The organism is Jejuia pallidilutea (assembly GCF_002973595.1).
Taxonomy (GTDB): domain Bacteria; phylum Bacteroidota; class Bacteroidia; order Flavobacteriales; family Flavobacteriaceae; genus Jejuia; species Jejuia pallidilutea.
Genome location: NZ_PVEO01000002.1, coordinates 538,736 through 565,068, shown reverse-complemented (window position 1 = coordinate 565,068; position 26,333 = coordinate 538,736). Strand labels below are relative to the sequence as shown.

Genomic DNA, 26,333 nt, shown 5'->3' with positions numbered 1-26,333 from the left:
AAATATTAAAAATGAAAGTAGGACTATTTATTCCTTGCTACATAAACCAACTATACCCTCAGGTAGGAAAAGCAACACTCGAACTTTTAGAAAGGCTAAATGTAGATGTTATGTACCCTCTTGGACAAACATGTTGCGGACAACCCATGGCAAATTCTGGTTATGAATACGAATCTGTAGGGAGTTGCAATAATTTTGTATCAAATTTTAAAGACTTCGATTATATCGTTACACCTTCAGGAAGTTGTGCATACCACGTAAAAAAACACTATGATATTATACCGCAAACAGATGATGTTGTTAAAGTGCGTGAAAATGTTTACGAACTTTGCGACTTTATCTTAAATGTTTTAAAAGTAAAGAATGTTGGTGCTAAATTTCCATATAAAGTAGGAATTCATAAAAGTTGCCACGGTTTACGGGGGCTAAGGCTTGGGTCTTGTTCAGAAAAGGTTACTGAAGCGTATTCATATATTGGCGAGTTACTAAAAGAAGTATCAGGAACAGAGGTTATTGAGCTTACCAGAGCAGATGAATGTTGTGGTTTTGGAGGTACATTTGCTGTTACAGAGGAAGCTATTTCCGTTAAAATGGGAAAAGATAGAATAAAAGACCATTTAGATAATGGCGTGGAAGTAATTACAGCTACAGATACATCCTGTTTAATGCATTTAGAAGGCTTGGTTACCAGAAATAAACAACCTTTAAAAATACTTCATATTGCTGAAATTTTAAATAGTGTAAATTGAATTAAAAGAAGATGAGTCATTCAAAAGCGGCAACAATATTTAATAAAGACGAAAAGAAAGTTAATTGGCATGATAAGGCGCTTTGGTTTGTTCGCCATAAACGCGATAAATCTGCACACTCTGTAAAAGGGTGGGAAGAACTGCGTAATTTAGGTCATGGTATAAAAGCACATACTTTATCAAACCTAGACACTTATTTAATTCAATTTGAAGAAAATGCTATAAAAAACGGGGTTCAAGTACATTGGGCTGCAGATGCAGACGAGCATAATAAAATAGTACAAAGCATTTTAAAAGCGCATAATGCTAAAAAAGTAGTAAAAAGCAAATCTATGCTTACTGAAGAATGCCATCTAAACCCATTTTTAGAAGCTAATGATATTGAGGTTATTGATACCGATTTGGGTGAACGTATTGTACAATTAGCAAAAGAGCCACCAAGCCATATTGTATTACCAGCAATTCACAAAAAAAAGGAAGAAGTAGATGTTTTATTTCAAGAACATTTAGGTACCAAACCCTGTGATGGAGATCCTCAATATTTAACAGGAGAAGCTCGTAAACATTTAAGAGAAAAATTCATTCAAGCAGATGCAGCCATAACAGGTGTTAATTTTGCCGTTGCAGATACAGGCGGATTTGTAGTGTGTACAAACGAAGGAAATGCCGATATGGGTGTGCATTTAGCTCCCGTACACATTGCTTGTATGGGCATAGAAAAACTAATACCCAAACAAGAGCATTTGGGTGTTTTTTTAAGATTACTTGGCAGAAGCGCAACAGGGCAACATATTACTACCTATTCGTCACATTTTAAAAAACCTCGAAACGGAGCTAAGATGCATATTGTTATTGTAGATAATGGTAGAACGGAGCAATTAAGCAGACCAGATTTTAGAGCTTCATTACATTGCATAAGGTGTGGTGCTTGCATGAATACCTGCCCAATTTACAGGCGTAGTGGTGGGCATAGTTACGATTCAACAATTCCAGGACCAATAGGTTCTATTCTCTCACCAGGAAAAGATTTAAAAAAACACAGCACATTGCCATTTGCCTCCACATTATGCGGTTCTTGCTCTGATGTTTGTCCCGTAAAAATCGATATACATACACAGCTTTATAAATGGCGCCAAATTATAACTAAAGAAACACCACAACCTTTTATTAAAAAAACGTCAATGAAAATGATGGGAAATATTTTTTCTAAACCATCACAATTTGATAAGGTTGGGAAAGTAGCACGCTGGTCTTTAAGAAATTTACCTAAAGGTATGATAAATTCCAAGCCAAACGTTTGGGGAAAAGCCAGAGATTTGCCTTTAGGGCCAAAAGAGAGTTTTGAAGACTGGTATAAAAAAAGAAATAAAGATGAGCAGTAGAGATTATATTCTAAAACGCGCTAAAGCAAATAAACCAGAAGCTATTGCATTGCCAAAAATAGATGTAAGTGTTTTTGATGATTCAAGAAATATATTAAGTGAATTTACTCTGAAAGTAGAAACAGCAGGAGGTAATGTATTTGAAGCTACTTCGGATGATGATGTTATTAGTAAGGTAAAATCCATGTTCCCCGATGGAAAAGTTAATTTTTCAACACTAAAACACACCAAAAATTTCAATACTTTAAATATAGAGAAGATAAACAAACCTCATGATTTGGAAGATTTAGATGTATTGGTTTTAGAAAGCAGTTTTGGAGTAGCTGAAAATGGTGCAATTTGGGTTGCCGATTCTCAGTTGCCTATGCGGGTTTTACCTTTTATAGCAAAACATTTGGTTTTAGTACTCAACAAAGACTCTATTGTTACGTTCATGCACCAAGCTTATAAAAAATTATCATCTAACGATACAGATTTTGGTGTGTTCATTTCTGGACCTTCTAAAACAGCAGACATTGAACAGTCATTAGTTATAGGAGCACATGGTGCGTTAAGTTTGTCTGTATTTCTAAAGGAAAACTAAATTAAGGGATAAACAATAGGTGTTAAAATAAATCTTTGTGAGGTTTTAAATTTGTATGGTGTGAAAAACGCTCATTGCAACTGTTTTTAGCTAATTTAGTGGTATTTCTTTCGCTATGAAAGTATTATGAGATGATTCAAAATCGTTAAAAATAGACTTTAAAGTAATTTACCATTGTGTATAGTAAAACATATAATCAACAAGTAAGCTTAAAGTGTTGAAATTTTGAATAAACAAGCAATAGGTAGGTGTTACATACAATACATAAAAAAGCCAAAGTATTTACGAATAGCTCAGTCTATTTTGTATGTTTCTTTGTGTGCTTTTCCTTATCTGTAGCATATTCACAAAAAACCAAAGAGAAAATAAGTAAACCCAATTTCATCATCATATTTACAGATGATCAAGGGTATGCAGATTTAAGTTGTTTTGGGGGCACTCATGTAAATACACCAGAAATAGATAAAATGGCTGCCGAGGGCGCCAAATTAACAAGTTTTTATGTGGCGGCACCATTTTGTACCCCATCTAGGGCAGCTTTAATGACAGGCAGTTATCCCAAAAGAATAGGAATGGCAAAACGCGTATTACTTGCTGCAGATTCTTTAGGATTAAATCCAAATGAGGTAACCATTGCAGAAGTATTAAAATCTGCCGGATATAAAACAGGTATGTTTGGTAAATGGCATTTGGGCGATCAACCGGAATTTCTTCCTACAAAACAAGGGTTCGACGAATTTTTTGGTATTCCCTATAGTCACGATATTCATCCCTTCCATGGCAATCAAAAAAAATTCAATTTTCCATCGCTTCCATTATTGGATGGTGAAACGGTTGTAGAATTAGACCCTGATGCCGATTACCTGATTAAGAGAATAACCGAAAGAACATTGAGTTTTATTGAACAGCATAAAGATGAACCTTTCTTTGTTTACATGCCACACACAAGTCCGCATCGTCCGATGTTGGCTTCCCCTGAATTTATGAAAAACGCACCAGAAGATGTGAAAGCCATATTAAAAAATGAAGGAGAAAGCGTTGATTATAAAACAAGAGACAAAATTTATCCGCAAACCATTGCTGAAATTGATTGGTCGGTTGGTCAAATATTAGAAGCATTAAGAACAAACGGATTAGATGAAAACACCTTTGTGATTTTCACCTCAGATAATGGCCCTATGGTAGGAAGCGCAGCTCCTTTAAAAGGCAAAAAAGGGAGTACGTTTGAAGGTGGTATGCGTATGCCAACTGTTGTATGGTGGCCAGGTAAAATTCCTGCAGGATCAGTAACTAATGAATTGTTAACAGCCATGGACTTACTACCCACTTTTACAAAGTTGGCTAGTGCAGAAATGCCAACGGATCGCGTTTTAGACGGGAAAGATGTTTTTTCGGTATTGCAAGGCAAAAGCAAAAGCCCACATGAGGTGTTTTATTATTACAATAAAAACATTTTACAAGCAGTTAGATCTGGAAAATGGAAGCTCCGTATCGCTGGAAAAGAGTCGCCTGCTCTTTATAATTTAGAAGATGATATTAGCGAAACAAAAAATATAATAGCCGCACACCCCGATATTGAGACGCGGCTACGAAGTGCAGCTACCGAATTTGAAAACAAACTTAAAATCAATATTAGGCCAGCAGGAGTTGTTAAAAACCCAAAGCCATTATCAAAATAAAATTAAACTTAAAAAAATGAAGCATACCGTATTCACACTAATTTTTGTTCTAAGCTTGTTCGGTTGCAAGCCATCCAAAAATCTGGAAGTCACTTCACCAGACGAAAAAATTAAGATTGTATTGAACAACGAGGAAAACCAATTAAAATATAACCTTTATGATGGTGAAATGGCGATGGTTTTAAACTCTGAAATTTCGATTCTTCAAAATGTAAAAGTGGAAGTTTTGGAAAGCAAGGTACAAGAAGTGAATACCACTTGGAATCCCGTATGGGGACAGTTTAGTGAAATTCAAGACCATTACAAAGAATTGGAAGTATCGTTGGATTATGAGGGCACACCAGCAACACTTCTAGTAAGGGCATATAACGGTGGAGTTGCTTTTCGCTTTAAGGCAGAAGGGATTACACCAGAAAATAACGCAGCATTCTTCGTGGAATACGGTATGCCGCATTCCAGTGGCGTGTACTCTCCCGCAGGCGAAGGGCAGCCTTATGGTCCTATCGCCATAGCTGATTTAGGACAGGCTAAAGCCGATGGTAAAAAGCATAAAATTAAAATGCCTTTGGTAGTCGAGCATAAAGAACATAAGTTTTTATCGCTTTTGGAGTCCGATTTAATTAGTGCTCCGGGGTTTGATGTCATTAAATTCAATTATGACGAACAGAAGAAAAAACTGGTTGCAAACAACCCGTTTAAATCCGAGGAGAAACGTTTGATCACGCCTTGGCGCCTTATTCTTTTGGAAGACCAAATAGGTGACTTGTTAACCAATACAGTACCTTTAAATGTGGCGGCACCCAACCAAATTCAAGATGCTTCTTGGATTAAACCAGGAAAAACCCTTTGGGATTGGCGAGTACATGGTTTTACCACTGAAGATGGATTTACGTACGGTATAGACAACGAAAGCTATTTCCGATTTATAGATTTTGCAGCCGAAAATGATATTGAATACTTCCTAATTGATGATGCTTGGTACACCAAGGTAGAACCAGGAAAAATGACCATGTCTGAAAAATTGGATTTAGACAAAGTAGCGGCCTATGCTGAAGAAAAAGGAGTAGAACTGATTTTATATTACGACAGGCGTCAGGGCGATTATGGCGACGAAGCTTTGTTTCCATATTACCAATCTTTAGGGATGAAAGGGATTAAATATGGTTTTATGGGTTCAAATGTACCTTTTACTAGAAACGCTATTCAAATGAGCGCCAAAAGCAATTTGTTGATTGATTTTCATGATGGTCCCGTGCCATTTACAGGAGTAACCAGAACCTATCCTAATGCCATTACACGAGAATTTTGCCATGCACAACAAGATTCCAGAAGAGCGTTTACCCAAAAAACCTTCATTAGAATGGCATTGATTAACGCCCTTCAAGGACCGTTGGATATGAATAATGGTATTTTCGATATTTCCAGTGTAAACGCCGGGGAAAGAGAGAAAGGACCCAAAAAGCTTAATTCATTACATACCACGGTTGCCGCAGAAGCTGCCAGAACCTTGATTATATTTAGTGGCTTGGTTTGTATTCCAGATGCCCCTGAAGCTTATACCGAAAAGCAGGATTTATTTGAATTTATTCAAGAAATGCCCGTTGGAAAATGGGATGAAACTAAAATATTGCATGCCAAAATGGATGGCTATATTTCTACAGCAAGACGCTACGGCGACCAATGGTTTATTGGGTCGGTGCACAACGATGGCGGAACCTTGGATATCAATTTGGATTTTCTTGAAGACGACAAAAATTACATTATTACCTATTACGAAGATACCGAAGTTACCAACAGCAAATCGAACCCTGAAGCATATCAAGTAAGAATCGGTACAGCAAAAAAGGGCGATATAGTAAAAGCTAAAATGGTAGCCGGTGGTGGTCATTGTATGTGGATAAGACCAGAATAAAAAATGAAAATTCCAATGAAAAAAATAATATACATAAGCACAATTTTAGCGGTATTAAGTTCTTGTAAAACCAAAACCCAAGAAATAACTAAAACGGCCAAACCAAACATCCTGTTTATTGTGGTTGACGATTTGGGTTACGCCGATTTAAGCGTGATGGGTAGTAAATTTTATGAAACTCCAAACATTGATGCGATTGCGAAATCGGGAAACATTTTTACCAATGGTTACGCCACTTGTGCCGTTTGTAGTCCGTCGCGAGCTAGTTTACTCAATGGACAGTTTACGGCCAGACATGGGTTGACACAATTCGACGGAGCCCCATCGGGATTGGAATGGAAAGAAAAGAACAGGCATACCAAATTATTGCCACCAGAGTACAAGCATCATTTAAGTCATGATGACGTTACACTTCCAGAAGCATTAAAGGAAAACGGTTATAGAACCTTTTTTGCTGGAAAATGGCATTTAGGAAGCGCAGCAGATAAATCTTTGCCCACCGATCATGGTTTCGATATTAATATAGCGGGCTATGAACGTGGTGGGCCTTACAGTGGGGGGTATTTTTCACCGTTTAACAATCCTCAAATGGAAGACCATGAAGACGAAAAGGGCATGTCGTTTTCAATGAAATTGGCGAAAGAAACTTCAAAATTCATTGAGAAAAATAAGGACACCACATTTTTGGCTTATTTATCTTTTTATGCAGTGCATTCCCCTATTCAAACCACAAAAGAAAAATGGGAAAAGTACAGAGATAAGGCAGAACAAATGGGCATTGCTGAAAAAGGTTTCGAAATGGAACGCATTTTACCTGCACGAAAATATCAGGACAACCCAGTTTATGCTGGATTGATTGAACAGGTAGATGAAGCCATTGGTAGTGTGCTTCAAACATTAAAAGATAATGGTTTGGATAAAAACACTATTGTAGTGTTTACATCCGATAATGGAGGGGTAACCTCTGGGGATAACTTTTCTACCAATCAATTAATGTTAAGAGGCGGAAAAGGTTACCAATGGGAAGGTGGTTTACGTGTACCGTATTTTATCTATGTGCCTTGGATGGAGGCACAAGGCAATAGAATTGATAAACCTGTTTCTGGAGCAGATTTATACCCAACCTTGTTGGATTTGGCAAATATTCCTTTAAAACCCGAAGCGCATGCCGATGGGGTTAGTTTAAAGCCACTTCTAAATGGAGAGAGAATTGATGACAGACCGTTGTTTTGGCATTATCCGCATTATGGAAATCAAGGAGGCGAACCGGTATCTATCATTCGAAAGGATAATTGGAAACTCATTCATTATTGGGAAGATAATCACATAGAATTGTATGATTTAAATTCAGATTTGAAGGAAAGCAATGATGTATCTAAAGAAAACAATGAGTTAGCGGAAAACTTGCACACACAATTGATGGATTGGTTGAAATCTATGAATACCGAATACGCCACCGAAGACCCCGAATGGGATAAAGAAGCTCGAAGAAAACGATTGGAAAGCCATAGAACCAAACTCATGCCGCGACTTGAAAAACAAAGAAAACAAATGCTAAGTCCAGATTGGCAACCTAACGATGATTGGTGGGGCAGTGAAGTGAAATCAAATGATTTAAAGGTTAATTAATTATAGAATAACATTATGAGGTTACTGTTCATATTGGGTTGCTTTTTTTTGGTTAGCTCTTGCATCGTTTCTCAAAATAACAAAAAAACGGAACGTCCTAATTTAGTTATCATCTTTACCGATGATCAGGGTTATGGCGATTTAAGCTGTTTTGGAGGCGAACATGTTCATACACCTCATATTGATAAAATGGCAGAAGAAGGTGCAAAACTAACAAGCTTTTACGTTGCGGCGCCATTGTGTACGCCGTCACGAGCTGCACTTATGACGGGATGTTACCCACGACGGGTTGGTATGGAGCCGCCTTCGAGTTTAGTTATAGATTTACCCAATGTTCCCGATGGCAAAAGGTTCCCTGTTTGTTTAGCGGGTGATGGCAATGGACTAAATCCTGATGAAATTACCATTGCCGAAGTGGCAAAATCTGCAGGCTATAAAACAGGCATTTTCGGAAAATGGCATTTGGGAGACCAACCTGAATTTTTACCTACCAAACAAGGTTTCGATGAGTTTTATGGATTGCCGTACAGCCACGATATTGCACCCACACACCGACGACAAGAATTCTTTAAGTTTCCGTCGCTACCTTTTTTAGAAGGTGAAGAAGTTATTGAAATGGATCCCGACCCCGACTACCTCACACGGCGGGTTACCGAACGAGCAGTTAAATTTATTAAAGACCATAAAGATGAAAACTTCTTTTTGTATGTACCGCATCCTATACCTCACGGACCACTGGCAGCATCAAAAGAAATTAAGAAAGAGTACCAGAAAATTTTGGAAAGCGGGGTTTCGGCCGACGCTAATTTATATTCTACCGCGATATATGAGATCGACTGGTCGGTTGGTCAAATTCTTAAAACTCTAAAAGCACAAGGTCTTGATGAAAATACTATTGTCTTATTTACTAGTGATAATGGATCTGCAAACAGAAGAGGTTCAACAAAGCCATTGAGAGGTCATAAAGGGCAAACCTTAGAAGGAGGTATGCGTGTGCCAACCGTAGTTAGGTGGCCTGGAAAAATTAAGGCGGGTACTGAAATTGATGAGCTTTTAACCGCCATGGATATACTACCAACTTTTGCAAATTTGATGGAGACAGAAGCGCCAACAGACCGTATTATTGATGGAAAAAATATCATACCGGTACTTATGAATGAAGCCGAAAGTCCCCATGAATATTTTTTTTATTCACATTGGGGGACTTTAGAAGCTGTAAGGTGGAAAGATTGGAAACTTCGAATCATAAATGAAGAAGAAGCCCTTTATAATTTAAAGAATGATATTTCTGAGGAAGTAAATCTTATCGAACAATACCCTGAAATCGTTTCACAACTTAAAAAAGCCATGCTAGATTTTGATACTGAAGTAACCAAAAATGCTCGTCCTGTAGGGCATGTTGAAAATCCCAAACCACTAAGTATCCGTTAAAAAATATAACTAAATGAAACTAGATAAATTAAGATTATTGATTTTACTCTTTTCGAGTAGCATACTAGCGCAAAACACAGATTGGCCCGTACTAAAAAGCTACGACCAATACCATACCGACCGCATTGCTATGCCTGTTGGAGGCATAGGAACAGGAACCATCTCGTTAACAGGAAGAGGCGCTTTGGAAGATTGGGAAATTATGAGTCGCCCTGCCAAAGGTTTTAATCCGTTGTATACCGGTGTAGAAGTTATCAATCGAGCACCATTTTTCTCAATTTATTTAAGAGAAGAAAACAAAGAAGCCCAAGCACTTTTATTGGAAGGTCCTGTGCCTATTAAATACGACGAAGGGTTTTATGGTTCTAAGGCTCCCAATCACGGTTTACCTCGTTTTAATAAGGCTACTTTTCAAACCGCATATCCATTTGGACAAGTCTTGTTAAGCGATGAAAATTTGCCTGTAACAGTAACTGTTGGAGCCTTCAACCCCTTAATTCCGGGGAACACAGCAGATAGTAGTTTGCCTATGGCTATTTTAAGTTACAAGGTGAAAAACACGAGCGATAAACCCGTGACGATTTCTTTAGCGGGAAACATTCCTAATTTTATAGGATATGATGGAAAAGAAGGAAAACCTTATCAAAACATCAACACCTATAAGGAAGAAAATGGTTTGAAAGGCATCCACTTTACGGCCGGTGAAGAAGTTGAAAAAGAAAGCTATCAATATGGTACGTTTAGCCTAACCACAAACAGCGAAGGCGAAATATCTTATCGAACGGCATGGGAACCTGGTGACTGGGGGAACAGTACTTTGGAGTTTTGGGATGATTATACAGATGATGGTTTATTAGAAGAAAGAACCTCTAACCAAAAAAATAACATGGGCTCGTTAGCTGTAAAAACCACTTTGGCTCCTAACGAAGAAAAGGATATTCGTTTTTTTATCACTTGGCATTTTCCTAATCGTCCAGCCTGGGGTAATCAAAAGGCTAATGTGGGCAATTACTATGCTACACAATATGCCGATTCATGGGAAGTGGCGCAGAAACATGTCAAAAGAATTCCAGAATTGGAACAACAATCCCAATCTTTTGTAGAGGCGTTTATTGGTAGTGATATCTCAGAAATTGTAAAAGAAGCCGCTTTATTTAATTTGGCGCATTTTAGGACGCAATTGGCTTTTAAAACCAAATCAGGATACTACTTGGGTTGGGAAGGCATCAAGGATAACGATGGCAGCGGCACGGGAACATGTACACATGTTTGGAATTACGAACAAACCATTCCGTTTTTGTTTGGCGATATCGCCCAAAATATGCGCGAAGTAGAATTTGGTTTTGCTACTGATGAAAACGGATTGATGAGCTACCGTATTCATTTACCATTGGAAACTAAGGCCACAAGTTTTGGTTTGGCCGCCGCCGACGGACAAATGGGAAGTATTATGAAGTATTATCGCGAATGGCAACTTTCAGGTGATGATGATTTCTTAAAAAAGAACTGGAAAAATGTAAAAAAAGCATTGGAATTCTGTTGGATTCCTAAAGGTTGGGACCCCGATAAAGATGGCGTTATGGAAGGCTCTCAACACAATACCATGGATGTAGAATATTACGGCCCAAATCCTCAAATGGGCTTATGGTATTTGGGAGCTTTACGTGCTACCGAAGAAATGGCAAGCTACTTGGGAGATAAAAAATTCGTAAAAACATGTCGCTCATTATATGAAAACGGTTCGAAATATATGGATGAAAATTTGTTCAATGGCGAATACTACATTCAAGAAATTGTGCCACCAAAACATTTGGATAGTATTGCAAAAGGACTCATCCGTGTAAAAAGAAGACTTGTGCCCAACGATCCGCAGTATCAATTGGGTGAAGGTGTTTTAGTCGACCAGTTGGTAGGGCAAGTTATGGCTCATATTTTAGATTTGGGCTATTTGGTAAATAAAGACAATATCAAAAAGACCAACGAATCTATTTTAAAATACAACTACCGCAAAAATTTAATGAAGCACCCCAATTTTATGCGCTCTTATGCCTACGGAAATGAATCGGCTTTGTTGATGGCTCACTATCCCAAGGACAGACCCAAACAACCATTCCCTTATTTTACCGAGGTGATGACCGGTTTTGAGCACACAGCGGCAGTTGCCATGATGTATGAAGGACAGACGGAAAAAGCATTGAGAACCATACAAGATATCCGAAATCGTTATGATGGCAAAAAACGAAACCCCTTTAATGAAGCAGAATATGGGCATCATTATGCCAGAAGTATGATGGCTTGGGCAGGTGTTTTAGCGAGTACAGAATTTCACTATTCGGGAGTTGAAAAGTCGATGCGTTTCACCTCAAAACCGGGCACCTATTTTTGGAGCAATGGTTGTGGTTGGGGCACTTGTGAAGTAAAAAAAGGGCAGGCAAAAATAAACGTGCTTTTCGGGCAATTGGAGCTTAAAAGTTTTACGCTTCAAAATGTTGGAAAAAAGAAACTGAAAGCAAAAAATATTTCAAAAGGAGAAAGTTTAATCATTGATTTTTAATAGGATGAAAAACTTTAGAATAGCGTTTGTTTTATGGATTTTAGTGGTTGCCTTTTCAAGTTTTGAGCAACCGAAACCTAAAATTTTAATTATTGGCGAAACCAGAAATCCAATAAATATATTTCCTGAAAAAGCCACAGAATTAAAAGCCGCTTTAAAAAAATAATTCTTGATGGACGAAGTACACCAGGAGCTGTTCAGGAAAACGAAGATATGGAAGGGTGGAAGCAAATCCAGCCAATAATTAGCTAAATAAAAGTTTCAAAAGTAAAACCATTCAAACTAAACTATATAATGCGAAAAGTATTTCTTTTTATTGTTGGAATCTCTTGTATATTGTCGTGTTCGGAACAAGCCAAAGTTAAAAAACAAGATGTGCCATTTGAGGTAATTCCACTAACGTTAGATGTATCATCCTTTAGCGGGAACGGGGTAGTTTCTGTTCAGAAACAAGAATTAACACCAGATTCTTTAGGTATTATCTCTGAAATTAAATTAGAATTGCCAAAGTACAAAAAAGGCATTTACTACCGTCCATTTTCAGAAAAATTGGCTGCTGGTAATCGTGTTGAACCGCTTTGGTTTGATGATATTGCAGAATTGGACAGTTACAAGCATCTAAAACCAAGAATGGACAGCCATATCAACCTCGGGGCTTTTATGATGCTTCAAAAGGAAAATGGTAATTATTTAGCGCTTTTGCCATTGGTGTCTAATCGTATAGGAAATACGTTTTCCATTCGTAATAAAACAGCTTATTTAACGGTTGCTACCTATGGTACAGATACTGAAAATGTAGCGGTGCCTCTAATGAGTTATGGGCAATCCAAGAGTCCGTATGAGGCTGCTAGAATGGCTTGGGAAGGAGCAATGAACACCGAAAATGTAAAGGAAAATATTAATTGGAGGTCTGATAAAGAATATCCTGAGGCTTACAAATACTTGGGCTGGTGTTCTTGGGAACATTACAAGCACAAGATTAACGAGGAGGTGATTTTGGATGCTTTAAAAGGCATGAAAGAAAGCACAATTCCTTTTAGATGGATGTTGATTGATGATGGGTATTTAGACCATAAAAAAAACCAATTATTATCTTTTGGAGTTGATAAAAAGAAGTTTCCAAACGGATGGGAGCCTATTACCAGTCAGAAAGATGAAAAAATAAAATGGATGGGTATTTGGCGAAATTTCAATGGCTATTTTGGTGCAGTATCACCCGAGCACAATATGCCAAGTTTAAATGAGCATTTGGCAGAGCGCAACCCTAGCGGTAAAAGAACCATTTTAACACCAAAAATTTCAGAGGAATCAGCCAATGCGTTTTTTCATGAAATGACAAAAAACACTACAGACAATGGTTTTGATATTATTAAAGTCGATTTTCAATCAGATAATTTCCGAAACAACACAGGAGCTAGTAATGCAATATTAGGCGTGCATTACAACAACATCGCTTTAGAAGAAAACTGCAAAGAAAAAGATTTGATGTTGCTAAATTGTATTGCCCAACAAAACTTTAATGTGTTTAATCACAGGCATAGTGCCATTATCCGTGGAAGTATAGATTATAAAACCACTAAAGACCGATTGGATTTAACCTTGGTACAAAATTTTGCCAATGCCTTTTGGTTGGGGCACACGCATTGGCTAGATCAAGATATGTTCTTTGCAAATTTTAAAGAAACCGCACAGTTAATGGCCGTAGCCAGAGCGATGTCTGGTGGACCTATTTACCTTTCAGATGTGCCAGAGCATATAGATGATACCGTTTTAAAACCATTAACTTATGCCGATGGACGGATTTTAGGAACACTAGCACCAGCTGTTCCCTTACCCGAAAGTTTAATGCAAGACCCCTATTTTGATGGAAAGGCTTTCAGAGTCATAGCACCATTAAAAAACAAAACCGCTGCTATTATGGCTGTGAATATGAATCAGGATGATAACGAGGTGTCTACCCAAGTTTCTTTAAAGGATTATCCACAGGCTGGTGGCATGATACAACCTTATCAAGGTCTGTTGGAAGTTCCAAAAGAAGGCATTTTACTTTATGATTATTATAAAGGTTCAGCCCAAATTCTTGAAGACAATTATCAGTTTACATTGGGGTCTAGAAAAGAACGTTTGTTGTTGTTAAGCCCTATACAACACGGTTGGTCTATCATTGGTAGACCCGATAAATACCTTTCAGCAGCCACTTTCGAATTATTGGAAATAGATGATAAATCTGTGAAAATTCAAATGGTTGAAGATGGTCCGTTATTAATTTGGACAGAAAATAAAACCCCAGTCTCCAACAATTTTGAATTTGAAAAACAAGCCAATGGTTTGTGGTTGGGGAAACTGATCAAACCGAATGTGGATAGGGTTTATACCATTGTTAGAGCCATTGAAGAGTAAATTAAAATAACATGAAATGTCCATTAACAATTCGTTGTAAACCAACCGAAATAATAATTATGGCATTACAGCTGGCCACAAAAAACAATAAATATTAGCAGATGAAAAAATATCAATTAAGCATTTTATTCCTTTTACTTGTTAGCTTCTCATCAAGCTATAAAATACCTGGACAAACACAGCAACCAAATTTTTTGATTATTCTAGGGGATGATATAAGTGCCAAAAATACAGGGTGCTACGGGGCCAAAAACCAAAATACAACTCCAAACATAGATCAGATAGCAAATGAAGGTATTTTGTTTAAGAATATGTTCGTATCCGAAGCTATTTGTGCTCCAACAAGAGCAGAGTTGTTTACGGGGTTAATGCCTAACAGAAATGGTTGTAACTTTAATCATGCTGCGACTAAAGAAGGAACGCTTAGTATTGTTCAGCATTTAAGTAAACTGGGTTATCGAGTGGGGTTAACGGGTAAAACCCATTTTAAACCAGCATCTGTTTATCCTTTTGAAATTATTGATGGATTTACTAAAAACGCTAATTACAATGGATTGCCTCCTGAGGATTGGAACGGAGTTAAGGAATTTATAAATCGGGATAAAAAACAGCCGTTTTGCTTAGTTATATGTTCCGTTCATGCCCATGCACCTTGGAATGCAGGTGACAATTCTCTTTGGGATGCAAATAATGTTATTCTGCCAGGTAATTTGGTAGATACAAAAGAAACGCGCAAGTACTTTACTGAATACCTAGCCGAAATAAAACTTTTTGATGAGCAGGTGGGCAAAGCTAGAAAGCTTCTTGAAAAAAACGATTTAGATTCCAATACAGCGCTTATAATCTTGGATGAAAATGGTGCGGGAATGCCTGGTGGTAAATGGACCACCTATGATTTTGGGGTTAGGTCTGCATGTGTTATGAAATGGCCAAAACCCTATAACAATACTCTTGAAACAGATGCAATAACACAATATTGCGATATTTTACCAACACTAATTGATGCCGCCGGAGGAGAAGTTCCTGCTAACTTTGATGGTAAAAGTTTGCTACCAATAATAAAGCAAACTAAAGCAAAACATAGAAAGTATGCCTATTTCTTATATAATAATAACAGAGAAGGGCCAGAATATAAAATAAGGGCAGTAACCGATGGGCAGTTTAAACTGGTCTGGAATCAGTTACCAAATAATCTTTATGCCGTTCGTGTTATAAATGGATTTGATTATGGGTATATCGATAAAATAGAAGACCGCCATGTACGCAAAATGTACCTTTCTTGGTTAGCCAAAGCCGGGCATGATAAAAAGGCAAGCAACATTGTTAAACGCTATAGAAAACGTCCTGAATTTGAGTTGTACAATCTCAATGACGACCCAGAAGAAATGAATAACCTTATAAACAGCACTAGTCATGATTTTAAAATAACGGAGCTTAAAAAGGCGCTTTTCAAATGGGAGAAAGAACAAGAAGTTCATTAAAAAAAATAAAAACCAATAAAAGTATAATATCACGTGGCACGAATCATAGTTATTACCATATTCCTATTAATGTCAGTACAAAATCATGCACAGTTTGTATTGACTTATGATGAACCTGCCAGTAAGTTTACTGTTGAACAAAGGGAGGACTACAATAAACCGGGCTTCATGCAAGAAGCACTGCCTCTGGGAAATGGACGTTTAGGAGCTATGTTTTCAGGAGGCATTGAAGAAGAACACCTCATGCTGAATGATATTACCCTTTGGATGAACAGCAAAAGAGGTTTGAGTGAAGTGGAACAATCTGGAACACGGGTTGGGGCTTATAAAAACTTCGAAAAAGTTCGGGAGGTTTACCGCAATGAAAATTATGGTACGGGCGAAAATAGTATGGAAGCCATGTCTACCAAATACCTGAGTAGCCAACAACCATTGGGTAATTATGCACCATTTACAGATGTGTATATTTCAACAGAACATAGCCATGAGGAAGTTTCAAATTACACACGTTCCCTAGATGCATTTACGGGCGTGGGCTATGTAAATTACAATATTGGTAACGCCACTTTTAATCGCGAATATTTTTGTAGTTACCCCAACGATGTTGTAGCCATGCGCTACAAAGCGGACAATGCCGTAATGAATCTCACTGTCAAATCCAGTACTTTACATAAAATAACTGGTCTAAATTCTGAAGGGAATGTGCTTGTTCTAAATGGCGAAGCCGCCAAGGAAAACGACCTAATTCAATTTCAGAAAAGGATTTATGTAGATGCGGGTAAAGCGAAGATTACTTCTCAGGACGACGGAACCTTAAAGGTTGAAAACGCAAAAGAGGTTAAAATCTACATAGCGGCATACACCGATTATTTGCCGGTATATCCTGAGTTTAAAGGTCAGAATTTTAAAACGGATACAGAAAAGATACTAAAGGAAGCTGTTGAGTTGGGGTACGATGCTCTAAAACAGTCACATGTAAAAGATGTATCCTGTTTAATGGATAATTGCGAATTGAATTTAGATTACGAGCCTAAACATCTTACAACGGATGAATTGGTTAAAAGCGGGCCTAGTTTAGAATTGGAAAACCTTTATTTTAACTACTCTCGCTATTTACAGTTAAGTTGTTCACGTTCTGCACCCGTGCCTTCCAATTTACAGGGACTTTGGAACGGGCATTTAAAACCCGCTTGGAATTGCGATTACCACACCGATATCAATCTGGCTATGAATTATTGGATGGTAGAAACCGCTAATCTTCCAGAAGCGTTCAGGCCTTATGTGGAATGGATGAAAGTCATGGCAGAGTCCGGGCAACACGTCGCTAAAGAAACTTATGGTATAGACAAAGGTTGGAGCAGCGGATTGAATGGTAATGTATTTGGATTTAGCGCTCCAAATGTTCACGGTCGGCGTATGCAGCAATCGGGTGCGTGGTTATGCCAGAATTTATTTGAGCATTATGCCTTTAGTCAAGATAAAACTTATTTAGAAGAAGTTTACACCATTTTAAAAGGCGCAGCTGAGTTTTATTTAGAATTTCTATCGCCATGGAAAGATGGTTCCTTATTGGTGTATCCCACTTGGTCGCCCGAAAATGCGTATTTGGTGGAGCAGTTTGGGAAATTAAATAAGCAGGCCTATGGCGCGTCATTCGAACAGCAATTAGTATTGAATTTATTTACCGATTGTATTGAAGCTTCAGTGGTTTTAAATAGAGATGAAGCGTTTAGAACGCAGCTTAAAAACATCATCCCTAAACTAACTCCCCAAAAAATCGGTCAGTACGGACAAGTTCAGGAATGGCCAGAAGATTGGGATAGCCCAACGGACCAACACCGGCATATTTCGCATTTAATAGCCCTACATCCAGGTCGCGATTTTTCACCATTAACCACTCCCGAATTGACCAATGCAGCTTTGGTGACCATGAAACACCGTGGCGATGTTTCAACAGGTTGGAGTACGGCGTGGAAAACCAACTTTTGGGCAAGGTTGCACAATGGCGATAAGGCACATCAATTCTATAAGTTTTTAACTTCAGAACGTACCTATCCTAATTTGTTCGATTTTCATCCACCTTTTCAAATTGATGGAAATTTTGGAGGCACTGCCGGAGTCTGTGAAATGTTATTGCAAAGTCATTTGAGAAGCATCGATGATTCAGCGGAAACCATCGAAAAAGCCGCTTTTGTAGCATACCAAAAAGATAACATCAATCCCAATCATTTTGTACCAGTTGTTCCCCAAGAAAACTTAGCTGAAGCACCCTATATTTTACATCTATTACCAGCCTTACCTTCCGCATGGCAAAATGGAAACATCAAAGGCTTAAGAGCCCGTGGTGGTTTTGAGGTGGATATTATTTGGGAAAATGAGAAACTGGTAGAAGCAAGAATTCAAGCCACTCAAAATGGAAACTTCAGGATATTTTCAGAAGGAAAACTAAGTGAAGTTATTACTTTGAAAGCAGGAGATATCAAGGTTTGGAAAAACGAAACAAAAAAATAAATGATTAAGATGAAGCATCTAAAGTTAACCGTAATTTTTCAGTTGGTATGTATTATGGTAGTTGCTCAAACCAAGAGCAATGATTGGCCCGTATTAAAAACCTATGACCAAGACCATATTCAAAAAATAAAAATGCCTGTGGGTGGTATTGGTACAGGAACCATTTCGCTTACCGGACGGGGTTCTTTGGAAGATTGGGAAATCATGAACCGTCCTGCAAAAGGCTTCAATCCTACTTTAGAAAATTGGGGGCCCGCAAAACAAAAAGGACCGTTTTTTGTCATTTTTATAGAAGATGGTGAAGGTAAAAAACAAACCCGTTTGTTAGAAGGTCCGCCAGATGAATCCTATTACGAAGGGGCTTGGGGTGCTACTTCAAACCATCATGGTTTACCTCGATTTGGTAATGCCATGTTTAAAACAGCTTATCCGTTCGGGCAAGTGTATTTAAGTGATGAAAACCTTCCTGTAGAGGTTGTTGTTGGAGCCTATAATCCACTGATTCCTGGAAATATTGACGATAGCAGTATTCCTATGGCAATTTTAAATTATACGGTAAAGAACACCAGTGCTAAGGAAATTACTATTTCCATCGCTGGTACAATTCAAAACTTTATTGGTTTCGACGGTACTCGAGGAAAAGCCATAAAAAATATCAATACCATTCGCGAAGAAAACGGTATTAAAGGTATTCACTACACAAGTAATGGCGTAGACCCCGAAAGTGAGCAATGGGGAACCATGAGTTTTGTATCCTTAAATAAAGGTACCACCACGTACCGAACCGCATGGCAACCAAAAACGAACAGGTGGGATAAAAAACGTCTCGATTTTTGGGACGATTTTAGTGCTGATGGGATTTTAGAAAAAAGAGTCAATGAGAAAGCCAACGCGCCAATGGGGACCTTGGCAGAAAAAACGACTTTAAAAGCAGGTGAAGAAAGAACTTTTCGTTTTTTAATCAGTTGGCATTTCCCAAACAGACAAACTTGGGATAAACCAGGGTTTCAAAAATTAATTAAAGCCACGGTTGGAAATTATTACACCACGAAGTATAGTGATTCATGGGATGTAATCACCAAAACCTTACCTCGTTTGGATGCCTTAGAAAACAACACTAAAACCTTCGTCAATGCACTTATTAATAGTGATATACCTGAAGAAATAAAAGAATCCGCACTTTTCAATTTAGCACATCTTAGAACCCAATTGGCTTTCCGTATTAAAAGCGGACAATTATTAGGGTGGGAAGGACTTTTTGATACCTATGGATCGTGTTTTGGATCTTGTACCCACGTTTGGAATTACGAACAAACCACAGCATTTTTATTTGGAGAGTTAGCCAAAACCATGCGTGAGGTAGAATATAAATATGCGACTGATGATGAAGGGTTGATGAGCTTTCGCGTGTATTTACCTTTGGAAGAAGGACAAAAATGGGGAAAGGCAGCAGCTGATGGACAAATGGGAAGCATCATGAAATTTTATCGGGATTGGCAATTATCTGGAGATGATGCCTTTTTAAAACAACATTGGCCAAAGGTGAAAAAGTCCTTGGAGTTTTGTTGGATTCCCGGAGGTTGGGATGCCGATAAAAATGGTGTGATGGAAGGTTCTCAACACAACACCATGGATGTAGAATATTTTGGCCCCAATCCACAAATGGGATTTTGGTATTTGGGTGCTTTAAAAGCTTCTGAGGAAATGGCCAATTATTTAGGTGAAAAGGCATTTGCGAGAACTTGCAGAGAACTATACGAAAATGGCTCGGAATGGATGGATGATAATTTGTTCAACGGTGAATATTACGAACAGCATATTCAACCACCAATGTCGGTAGATAATGTAGCGCCGTCTTTAATTGGTGCAACTAGTGGAAGTAAAGCAGTAGACCTTACCTCTCCCGATTTTCAGTTGGGAAAAGGGGTGTTGGTCGATCAATTGGTAGGTCAGGTGTTTTCACATATTGTAGGTTTGGGATATTTGGCTGATGAAGAAAACATCAAAAAAACGCTTGAGTCCATAATGAAATACAATTATGTTGAGAATATGATCTCTCATGCCAATTATCATCGTTCGTATGCTTTGGGCGACGAGTCTGCTTTATTGATGGCGGCCTACCCCAATGAACGTCCCGAAAAACCATTTCCGTATTATACCGAAGTCATGACGGGCTTTGAGTACACTGCGGCTGTTGGCATGCTACAGGAAGGCTTAATGGAAGACGGGTTATTGTGTATTCGAAATATTAGAGACCGATATGATGGCAAAAAAAGAAGTCCGTTTAACGAAGCCGAGGCAGGACACCATTACGCCAGAAGCATGATGGCATGGGCTGGTATTTTGGCTGTTACAGAGTTTCAGTATTCTGCGGTTGAAAAATCCATGAGTTTTACATCTAAGCCGGGGAAATATTTTTGGAGCAACGGTTACAGTTACGGTACAATTGAAGTAAAAGATAAGCAAGCTAATATTTCTGTTGTTTCAGGAAGCTTGGAGTTGGAGCGCTTCACTTTAAATGGAGTTGGTACCAAAAAAATGAAGAATAAAACCATAAAATCAGGAGAATCAATCAACATTAAAATATAATAGAAATATGAAAATCAATTTAAAAAAAGGAAGTACTTATTTGTCTGTTGCTATACTATCCTTTTTGCTTTTCACAGCTTGTGGCAATAAACGAACCAAAAAAGCGGAAACACCACAAGAGGTTTCAACCAATGAAAGTAAGAAAGAAGCGGTAAGTTTTTCATATTCTGAAGTTACAGGAATAGGAAAAGATTCCGTCTACAACAGAAGAGATCCCAGCGACATCATTAAGGTTGACGGGAAGTATTATGTGTGGTACACTAGGATGGATAAGCCTGTAAGGTCTGGATATTGGGGTACTATTTGGTACGCCACTTCAGAAGATGAAGGCCATACGTGGCAAGAGCAAGGTATGGCTTTAAATATTGGCGAAAAGGGCACGTTTGATAGTCATTCGGTATTTACCCCAAATATTTTGGCATATAATAACAAATACTATCTCTACTATACCGGTGTGCAACCAACTCCCGGAAATCCTGAAGGCAAGTTTGAAGGTAATAGCACAACCGATTTTACAGGTATAGGTGTGGCGGTTTCCGATAGTCCAGACGGCCCATTTAAACGGGTTTCGAAAGAACCTGTGATTGCGCATAGCGAAGTTTCTTCCGATTTTGATAGTTATCGAGTTGACGATGCCAGTATGTTGGTTCGAGATGGAAAAATTTGGCTGTATTATAAAGGAAGATGTATCGAGCATGGTAAGGAAGGGCCGAAACGTACCCAAATGGGCGTAGCTATGGCCGATACACCCGAAGGCCCTTTTGTAAAATACTCAAAACCTTTAATAGAAAAAGGTCATGAGGTGTTAATATGGAATCATAATGGCGGTGTAGCCTCTTTGGCTTCTCTAAGTAAGTCTATTCATTGGGCAAAAGATGGTTTAGATTTTAATCCACTACAAGAAAATTTAGAAAACATACCGATGGCTCCAGGTTTATACCGTTCGCATCTAGAAAATGGGAATGTAGGAAGCAGCATTCCAGGATGGGGAATTTGTATGAGACAAAGCAAAGGCGAAGCGCATTTGTTTAGGTTTGAAATAAATAATATGTAACTATAATAACACTAATGACACCTTAATTTTTAAAATATGAGATTTGCATTTATAGTATTAGTTTCATTATTGTTTAGCTCTTGCTCACAAGGACAAAACGAGGATAGTAGCAAACCTAATTTTATTATCATTTTTACCGATGACCAAGGGTATCAAGATTTGGGTTGTTTTGGTTCGCCCAACATAAAAACTCCGAATATAGATAAAATGGCATCTGAGGGGATGAAGTTTACCAACTTTTACGCCCAAACCGTTTGTGGACCTTCAAGAGCTGCACTAATGACGGGGTCTTATCCAATGCGAAATGCACGTAATGATAATGGCGATAATCCGCATCCTAAATTGGCATTGAGCGAAGTTACCATTGCTGAGGTGTTAAAACCCGTAGGTTATAAAACAGGTATGATTGGAAAATGGGATTTGGCAGGACATAATCCAGAAAAATTTAATCCAGATTTACTGCCTATGCATCAGGGTTTCGATGAATCTTTCTTAACTCCAGGAAGTAACGATGCAAGAGTACATTTAATCAGAAATAATAAGTTGGTAGAAAAGAATGCAGACATGTCTACATTAACAAAAAGATATACCAACGAGGCTATTAGTTTTATCGACAAAAATAAAAAACAACCTTTTTTTCTATATCTAGCGCACACCATGCCACATACCAAATTAGCTGTTTCTGATGAATTTAAAGGAACATCAGAAGGTGGTTTGTATGGTGATGTTATTGAAGAAATAGACTATAATGTAGGTAGGGTTTTAGATCATTTAAAACAAACGGGGTTAGATGAAAACACTTACGTAATCTTTACTAGTGATAATGGACCGTGGTGGATTAAAAAAGAGCACGGAGGACATGCAGAACCTTTAAGGGGAGCAAAAACATCGGCTTGGGAAGGCGGATTTAGAGTTCCTGCCATTATACGTGCACCAGGAAAAGTGCCAGCCGGAAAAACGTCAGAAAATATAGTAGCCACTATAGATTTGTTACCAACCATTGCAAAAATTGCTGGAGCAACAGTTCCAAAAGATAGAGTGATTGATGGAGTAGATGTTTCAGAGATTATTCATGGAACATCAACAGAATTGGATAGACCATTTTTTTATTACCAACATCATATTTTACGTGCTGTTAGAAAAGGGAAATGGAAGTTACACTTAGCTCATGAATCTTATCCAAAATCTATAGTTTATAGAAAATGGCCAATTCATAGCGCTCCAAAAGATAGAGAATTATTTACCAAACCTATGCTATACAATTTAGAAACTGATATTGCTGAAACTACCAATCTTGCTGATGAAAATCCTAAAGTGGTTGCAGCATTACTTAAGTTGTTAGATTGGGCAAAACAAGACATTGGAGATATAAACAAACGTGGAGAAAATGCAAGACCCGTTGGAAATGAACCTTATCACACACCAAATAACCTAATTCCAATAAATTAAAATGAAAACTAAAATTTATCAATTTATTGTTTGTTGCATCTGTTCGGCATGTTTTACTTGGGCTCAAGAAAAACCGAATATCATCATTTTGTTTGCTGATGATTTAGGGTATGGAGATTTAAGTTGCTATGGAGCGCAAGATGTAAACACTCCTAATATTGATCAGTTGGCAGAAGAAGGATTGCGATTTACCGATTTTCAGGTAGCATCATCTGTTTGTAGCCCATCAAGAGCAGCATTGCTTACAGGTCGTTATCCTATGCGAAACGGATTTCCTGTGGCTCAAGGAAAAATAAAAAAGCATAAAGATTATGGCTTACATGCTGATGAAATGACTATTGCAGATGTGCTTTTAAAAGAAAAGTATGCAACATTGGCTATAGGAAAATGGCATTTAGGGTTTAATAAAGGACATCAACCTATAGACCATGGTTTTCAGCATTTTTATGGATTACAATCCAATTGGCATACAAAACATCCAGATTTAGACGATGTTTATTTTGACAGAAAAGTAGTAAAAGAAAATGTAGCTTTTGAAACTTTAATAGGGGATTATACTAATAAAGCCATAGAGTATATGGAAGAAAATAAAAAGAATCCTTTCTTTATATACTTAGCTTATCATTCGGTGCATTCACCCATCAAACCTAGCAAGGAATTTATAGGAACTTCTAAAGGAAGTTTGTACGGAGATTATGTTCAGGAGTTGGATTACCATGTTGGTAGATTAACCCAAGCACTTACAGATAAAAAATTAGATGAAAATACCATTGTTATTTTCTTGTCAGATAACGGTCCCGCTATTTGTCACTTTGGAGGTTCTGCAGGACCTTTAAACGGGGGGAAATATACGACTATGGAAGGTGGTTTTCGTATTCCGGCTATTATCAAATGGAAAGGAAAATTTGCAACAGGAGTAAATAATACGTTTTTATCATCTATGGATTTATTACCAACATTGGCTTCTTTGGCTGGAGCAAAACTCCCAAAAGATAGAGTGATTGATGGAAAAGACATCACCTCTATTTTAAAAACAGGAAAAGGAACCTCTCCACACAAATACATGTACTACTATAATGGAATCAATTTACAAGCCATTAGAAAAGGACCATGGAAGTTACATTTACCGAGAACTTCAGAAGATCAACCTTTTTGGTCTAAAAACAAAAACGAAAAGCCATTTAACGGAAGTAACTTAAAGAATATTGGGTGTAGAGGATTGATTGCTTTAGGTCGTCCGTTATTATTTGATTTGGAACACGACATGGGAGAGTTAACAGATGTTTCTAAAAAGCATCCTGAAATTGTAGAAGAGTTTCTAAAAGAAGCTGAAAGAGTAAGAAAAGAATTAGGAGATATTAATGTGATAGGAACCGATCAAAGAGTGCCACCGTTTGAAAATATTCAAGAAAAAAAATAATACTGAAGATGTTAATAAAATTCAATTCCATAAAAACCATATGCTCATTAGTTACTTGCATGTTTCTGTTTGGTTATACCTATGCCCAAAAACCAAATGTTATAGTAATTATGGCTGATGATTTAGGTTATGCAGATGTAGGTTATAATGGGTGTAAAGATATTCCAACACCTAATATTGATGAACTAGCTAAAAATGGAGCAATTCTTACATCGGGTTATGTGTCAGGACCAATGTGTGGACCTTCACGAGCAGGATTTATAACAGGTAGAATGCAATCTTCTTTTGGATGGTATGGAAATCCGGGAACACCATTAGATGAAAAACAAGGTTTACCAAACAATGTTAGTACTGTTGCTCAATATATGCAAGAGCAAGGTTATGTAACAGGGGGAGTAGGAAAATGGCATATGGGAACCGCTCCTCATCAACATCCCAATAACATGGGGTACGATGAATGGTATGGTTTTTTAAGTGGCGGACATTTATATTATCCCATGAATCATCCATCCTATAACGGGAAGTACCTCAATACACCAAAACCGTGGGCAATGAGAGACATGCATCATAGTTTGCCAATTATTCATAACAATCAACCTGTAGAATGGAATCAGTATTTAACTCATGAGTTAACGGAGCAAGGGGTGAATTTTATTCAAAAAAATAAAGAAAAGCCATTTTTCTTATTTATGTCTTATAACGCTCCTCATGAATATTTAGAAGCACCAGAAGAAACGATAGCCATGTTTCCTGAAGAAAAAATGACTGAGATTCCAGGAGTAAAGCCTAAAAACCGTTCTGTGTATGCAGCAATGACTTTTGAATTTGATAAAGGAGTTGGAAAGCTAATGGCAACTTTAGAAAAATTGAATCTTACCGAGAATACTATTGTTTGGTTTTTAAGTGATAATGGCGGAATGAAACGTACCAGTGATAATAGACCTCTAAAAGGAGCAAAATGGAGTAGTTATGAGGGTGGACTTCGTGTACCACTGGTAGTAAGTTGGCCTGGTAAAATTAAATCGGGTAGTGTTCTAAATGCTCCTGTTACCACATTAGATATTGGAGCTACTTCTGTAGCATTAGCTGGTGGTGATATTTCTAATAAAGAGTTAGATGGAAAAAATATCACAACTTATATTACAGGAGAAACCAAAGAAGAACCTCATGAGGAATTGTTTTGGAGAATTGGTAGAAATTACAAAGAAAATAGTGGTGTGCTTAGAGTGGGAGACTATAAATTAATTGTAAACAACAAGAAAATAGAGTTATATAACTTAAAAGAAGATTTGTCTGAAACCAAAGATTTGTCTAAAAGTCATCCTAAAATGGTTGAGCAAATGCTAACACGGTGGAAAAAATTGAACATGGATAGTAAACCTCCACTTTGGCAACCTCTAAGTAAAAAAGAGGAATTATCAGATGAATACCAATACAAAGATTACGAATGGCTGAAGGGAAGCCCGCATTACAGAGTCAACTAGAAATTCAAAATAAACTAAATTGTAAG

At 37.7% G+C, this 26,333-nt stretch carries 17 protein-coding genes; all 17 read left to right on the top strand.

Going from position 1 to position 26,333, the window contains the following annotated elements; translation table 11 throughout:
* Positions 1-11: 11 nt before the first annotated feature.
* The 17 genes from CLV33_RS05995 to CLV33_RS05920 all read left to right on the top strand — a co-directional run bounded on the left by CLV33_RS05995 (position 12) and on the right by CLV33_RS05920 (position 26,307).
* Positions 12-749, top strand: coding sequence for a (Fe-S)-binding protein (locus CLV33_RS05995; protein WP_105473103.1), 738 nt, complete (start codon positions 12-14; stop codon positions 747-749).
* A gap of 11 nt (positions 750-760) precedes the next feature.
* Positions 761-2,131: a lactate utilization protein B gene (locus tag CLV33_RS05990; RefSeq protein ID WP_042243670.1), complete on the top strand. Its 1,371-nt coding sequence runs from the start codon at positions 761-763 to the stop codon at positions 2,129-2,131.
* Positions 2,121-2,714 (top strand): LutC/YkgG family protein, encoded by a 594-nt coding sequence (locus tag CLV33_RS05985; protein ID WP_105473102.1) that lies wholly within the window; start codon positions 2,121-2,123, stop codon positions 2,712-2,714. Before CLV33_RS05990 ends, CLV33_RS05985 begins: the two co-directional genes overlap by 11 nt.
* A gap of 248 nt (positions 2,715-2,962) precedes the next feature.
* Positions 2,963-4,393: a sulfatase family protein gene (locus CLV33_RS05980; protein WP_105473101.1), complete on the top strand. Its 1,431-nt coding sequence runs from the start codon at positions 2,963-2,965 to the stop codon at positions 4,391-4,393.
* Positions 4,394-4,409: 16 nt separating this feature from the next.
* Positions 4,410-6,305 carry a glycoside hydrolase family 97 protein gene (locus tag CLV33_RS05975; RefSeq protein ID WP_105473147.1) on the top strand — a complete coding sequence of 632 codons (1,896 nt, stop codon included), beginning with the start codon at positions 4,410-4,412 and terminating at the stop codon, positions 6,303-6,305.
* A gap of 15 nt (positions 6,306-6,320) precedes the next feature.
* A complete protein-coding gene (locus CLV33_RS05970) occupies positions 6,321-7,934 on the top strand; it encodes a sulfatase (protein ID WP_211297540.1) in 1,614 nt (537 codons plus the stop codon).
* A gap of 15 nt (positions 7,935-7,949) precedes the next feature.
* Positions 7,950-9,365, top strand: a complete 1,416-nt coding sequence (locus CLV33_RS05965; RefSeq protein ID WP_105473099.1) for a sulfatase family protein — start codon at positions 7,950-7,952, stop codon at positions 9,363-9,365.
* A 13-nt stretch (positions 9,366-9,378) separates the two neighbouring features.
* Positions 9,379-11,919, top strand: coding sequence for a GH116 family glycosyl-hydrolase (locus CLV33_RS05960; RefSeq protein WP_105473098.1), 2,541 nt, complete (start codon positions 9,379-9,381; stop codon positions 11,917-11,919).
* Positions 11,920-11,923: 4 nt separating this feature from the next.
* Complete coding sequence (locus CLV33_RS17505) at positions 11,924-12,085, top strand: hypothetical protein (RefSeq protein ID WP_170063978.1); 162 nt, start codon at positions 11,924-11,926, stop codon at positions 12,083-12,085.
* 128 nt (positions 12,086-12,213) lie between these two features.
* Positions 12,214-14,319, top strand: a complete 2,106-nt coding sequence (locus tag CLV33_RS05955; RefSeq protein WP_105473097.1) for a Sip1-related alpha-galactosidase — start codon at positions 12,214-12,216, stop codon at positions 14,317-14,319.
* 101 nt (positions 14,320-14,420) lie between these two features.
* Positions 14,421-15,800, top strand: a complete 1,380-nt coding sequence (locus CLV33_RS05950; RefSeq protein ID WP_105473096.1) for a sulfatase family protein — start codon at positions 14,421-14,423, stop codon at positions 15,798-15,800.
* Between the two features lie 69 nt (positions 15,801-15,869).
* Positions 15,870-18,311 (top strand): glycoside hydrolase family 95 protein, encoded by a 2,442-nt coding sequence (locus CLV33_RS05945; protein WP_105473095.1) that lies wholly within the window; start codon positions 15,870-15,872, stop codon positions 18,309-18,311.
* Between the two features lie 9 nt (positions 18,312-18,320).
* Positions 18,321-20,900: a GH116 family glycosyl-hydrolase gene (locus CLV33_RS05940; RefSeq protein WP_105473146.1), complete on the top strand. Its 2,580-nt coding sequence runs from the start codon at positions 18,321-18,323 to the stop codon at positions 20,898-20,900.
* Positions 20,901-20,907: 7 nt separating this feature from the next.
* Entirely contained in the window at positions 20,908-21,954 is a 1,047-nt protein-coding gene (locus CLV33_RS05935; protein WP_105473094.1) for a glycoside hydrolase family protein, read from the top strand.
* A gap of 36 nt (positions 21,955-21,990) precedes the next feature.
* On the top strand, positions 21,991-23,403 hold the full coding sequence (locus CLV33_RS05930; protein WP_105473093.1) for a sulfatase family protein: 1,413 nt from the start codon (positions 21,991-21,993) through the stop codon (positions 23,401-23,403).
* A 1-nt stretch (position 23,404) separates the two neighbouring features.
* On the top strand, positions 23,405-24,823 hold the full coding sequence (locus CLV33_RS05925) for a sulfatase family protein (protein ID WP_105473092.1): 1,419 nt from the start codon (positions 23,405-23,407) through the stop codon (positions 24,821-24,823).
* Between the two features lie 8 nt (positions 24,824-24,831).
* Entirely contained in the window at positions 24,832-26,307 is a 1,476-nt protein-coding gene (locus CLV33_RS05920; protein ID WP_211297539.1) for a sulfatase-like hydrolase/transferase, read from the top strand.
* The last annotated feature ends 26 nt before the right edge of the window (positions 26,308-26,333 follow it).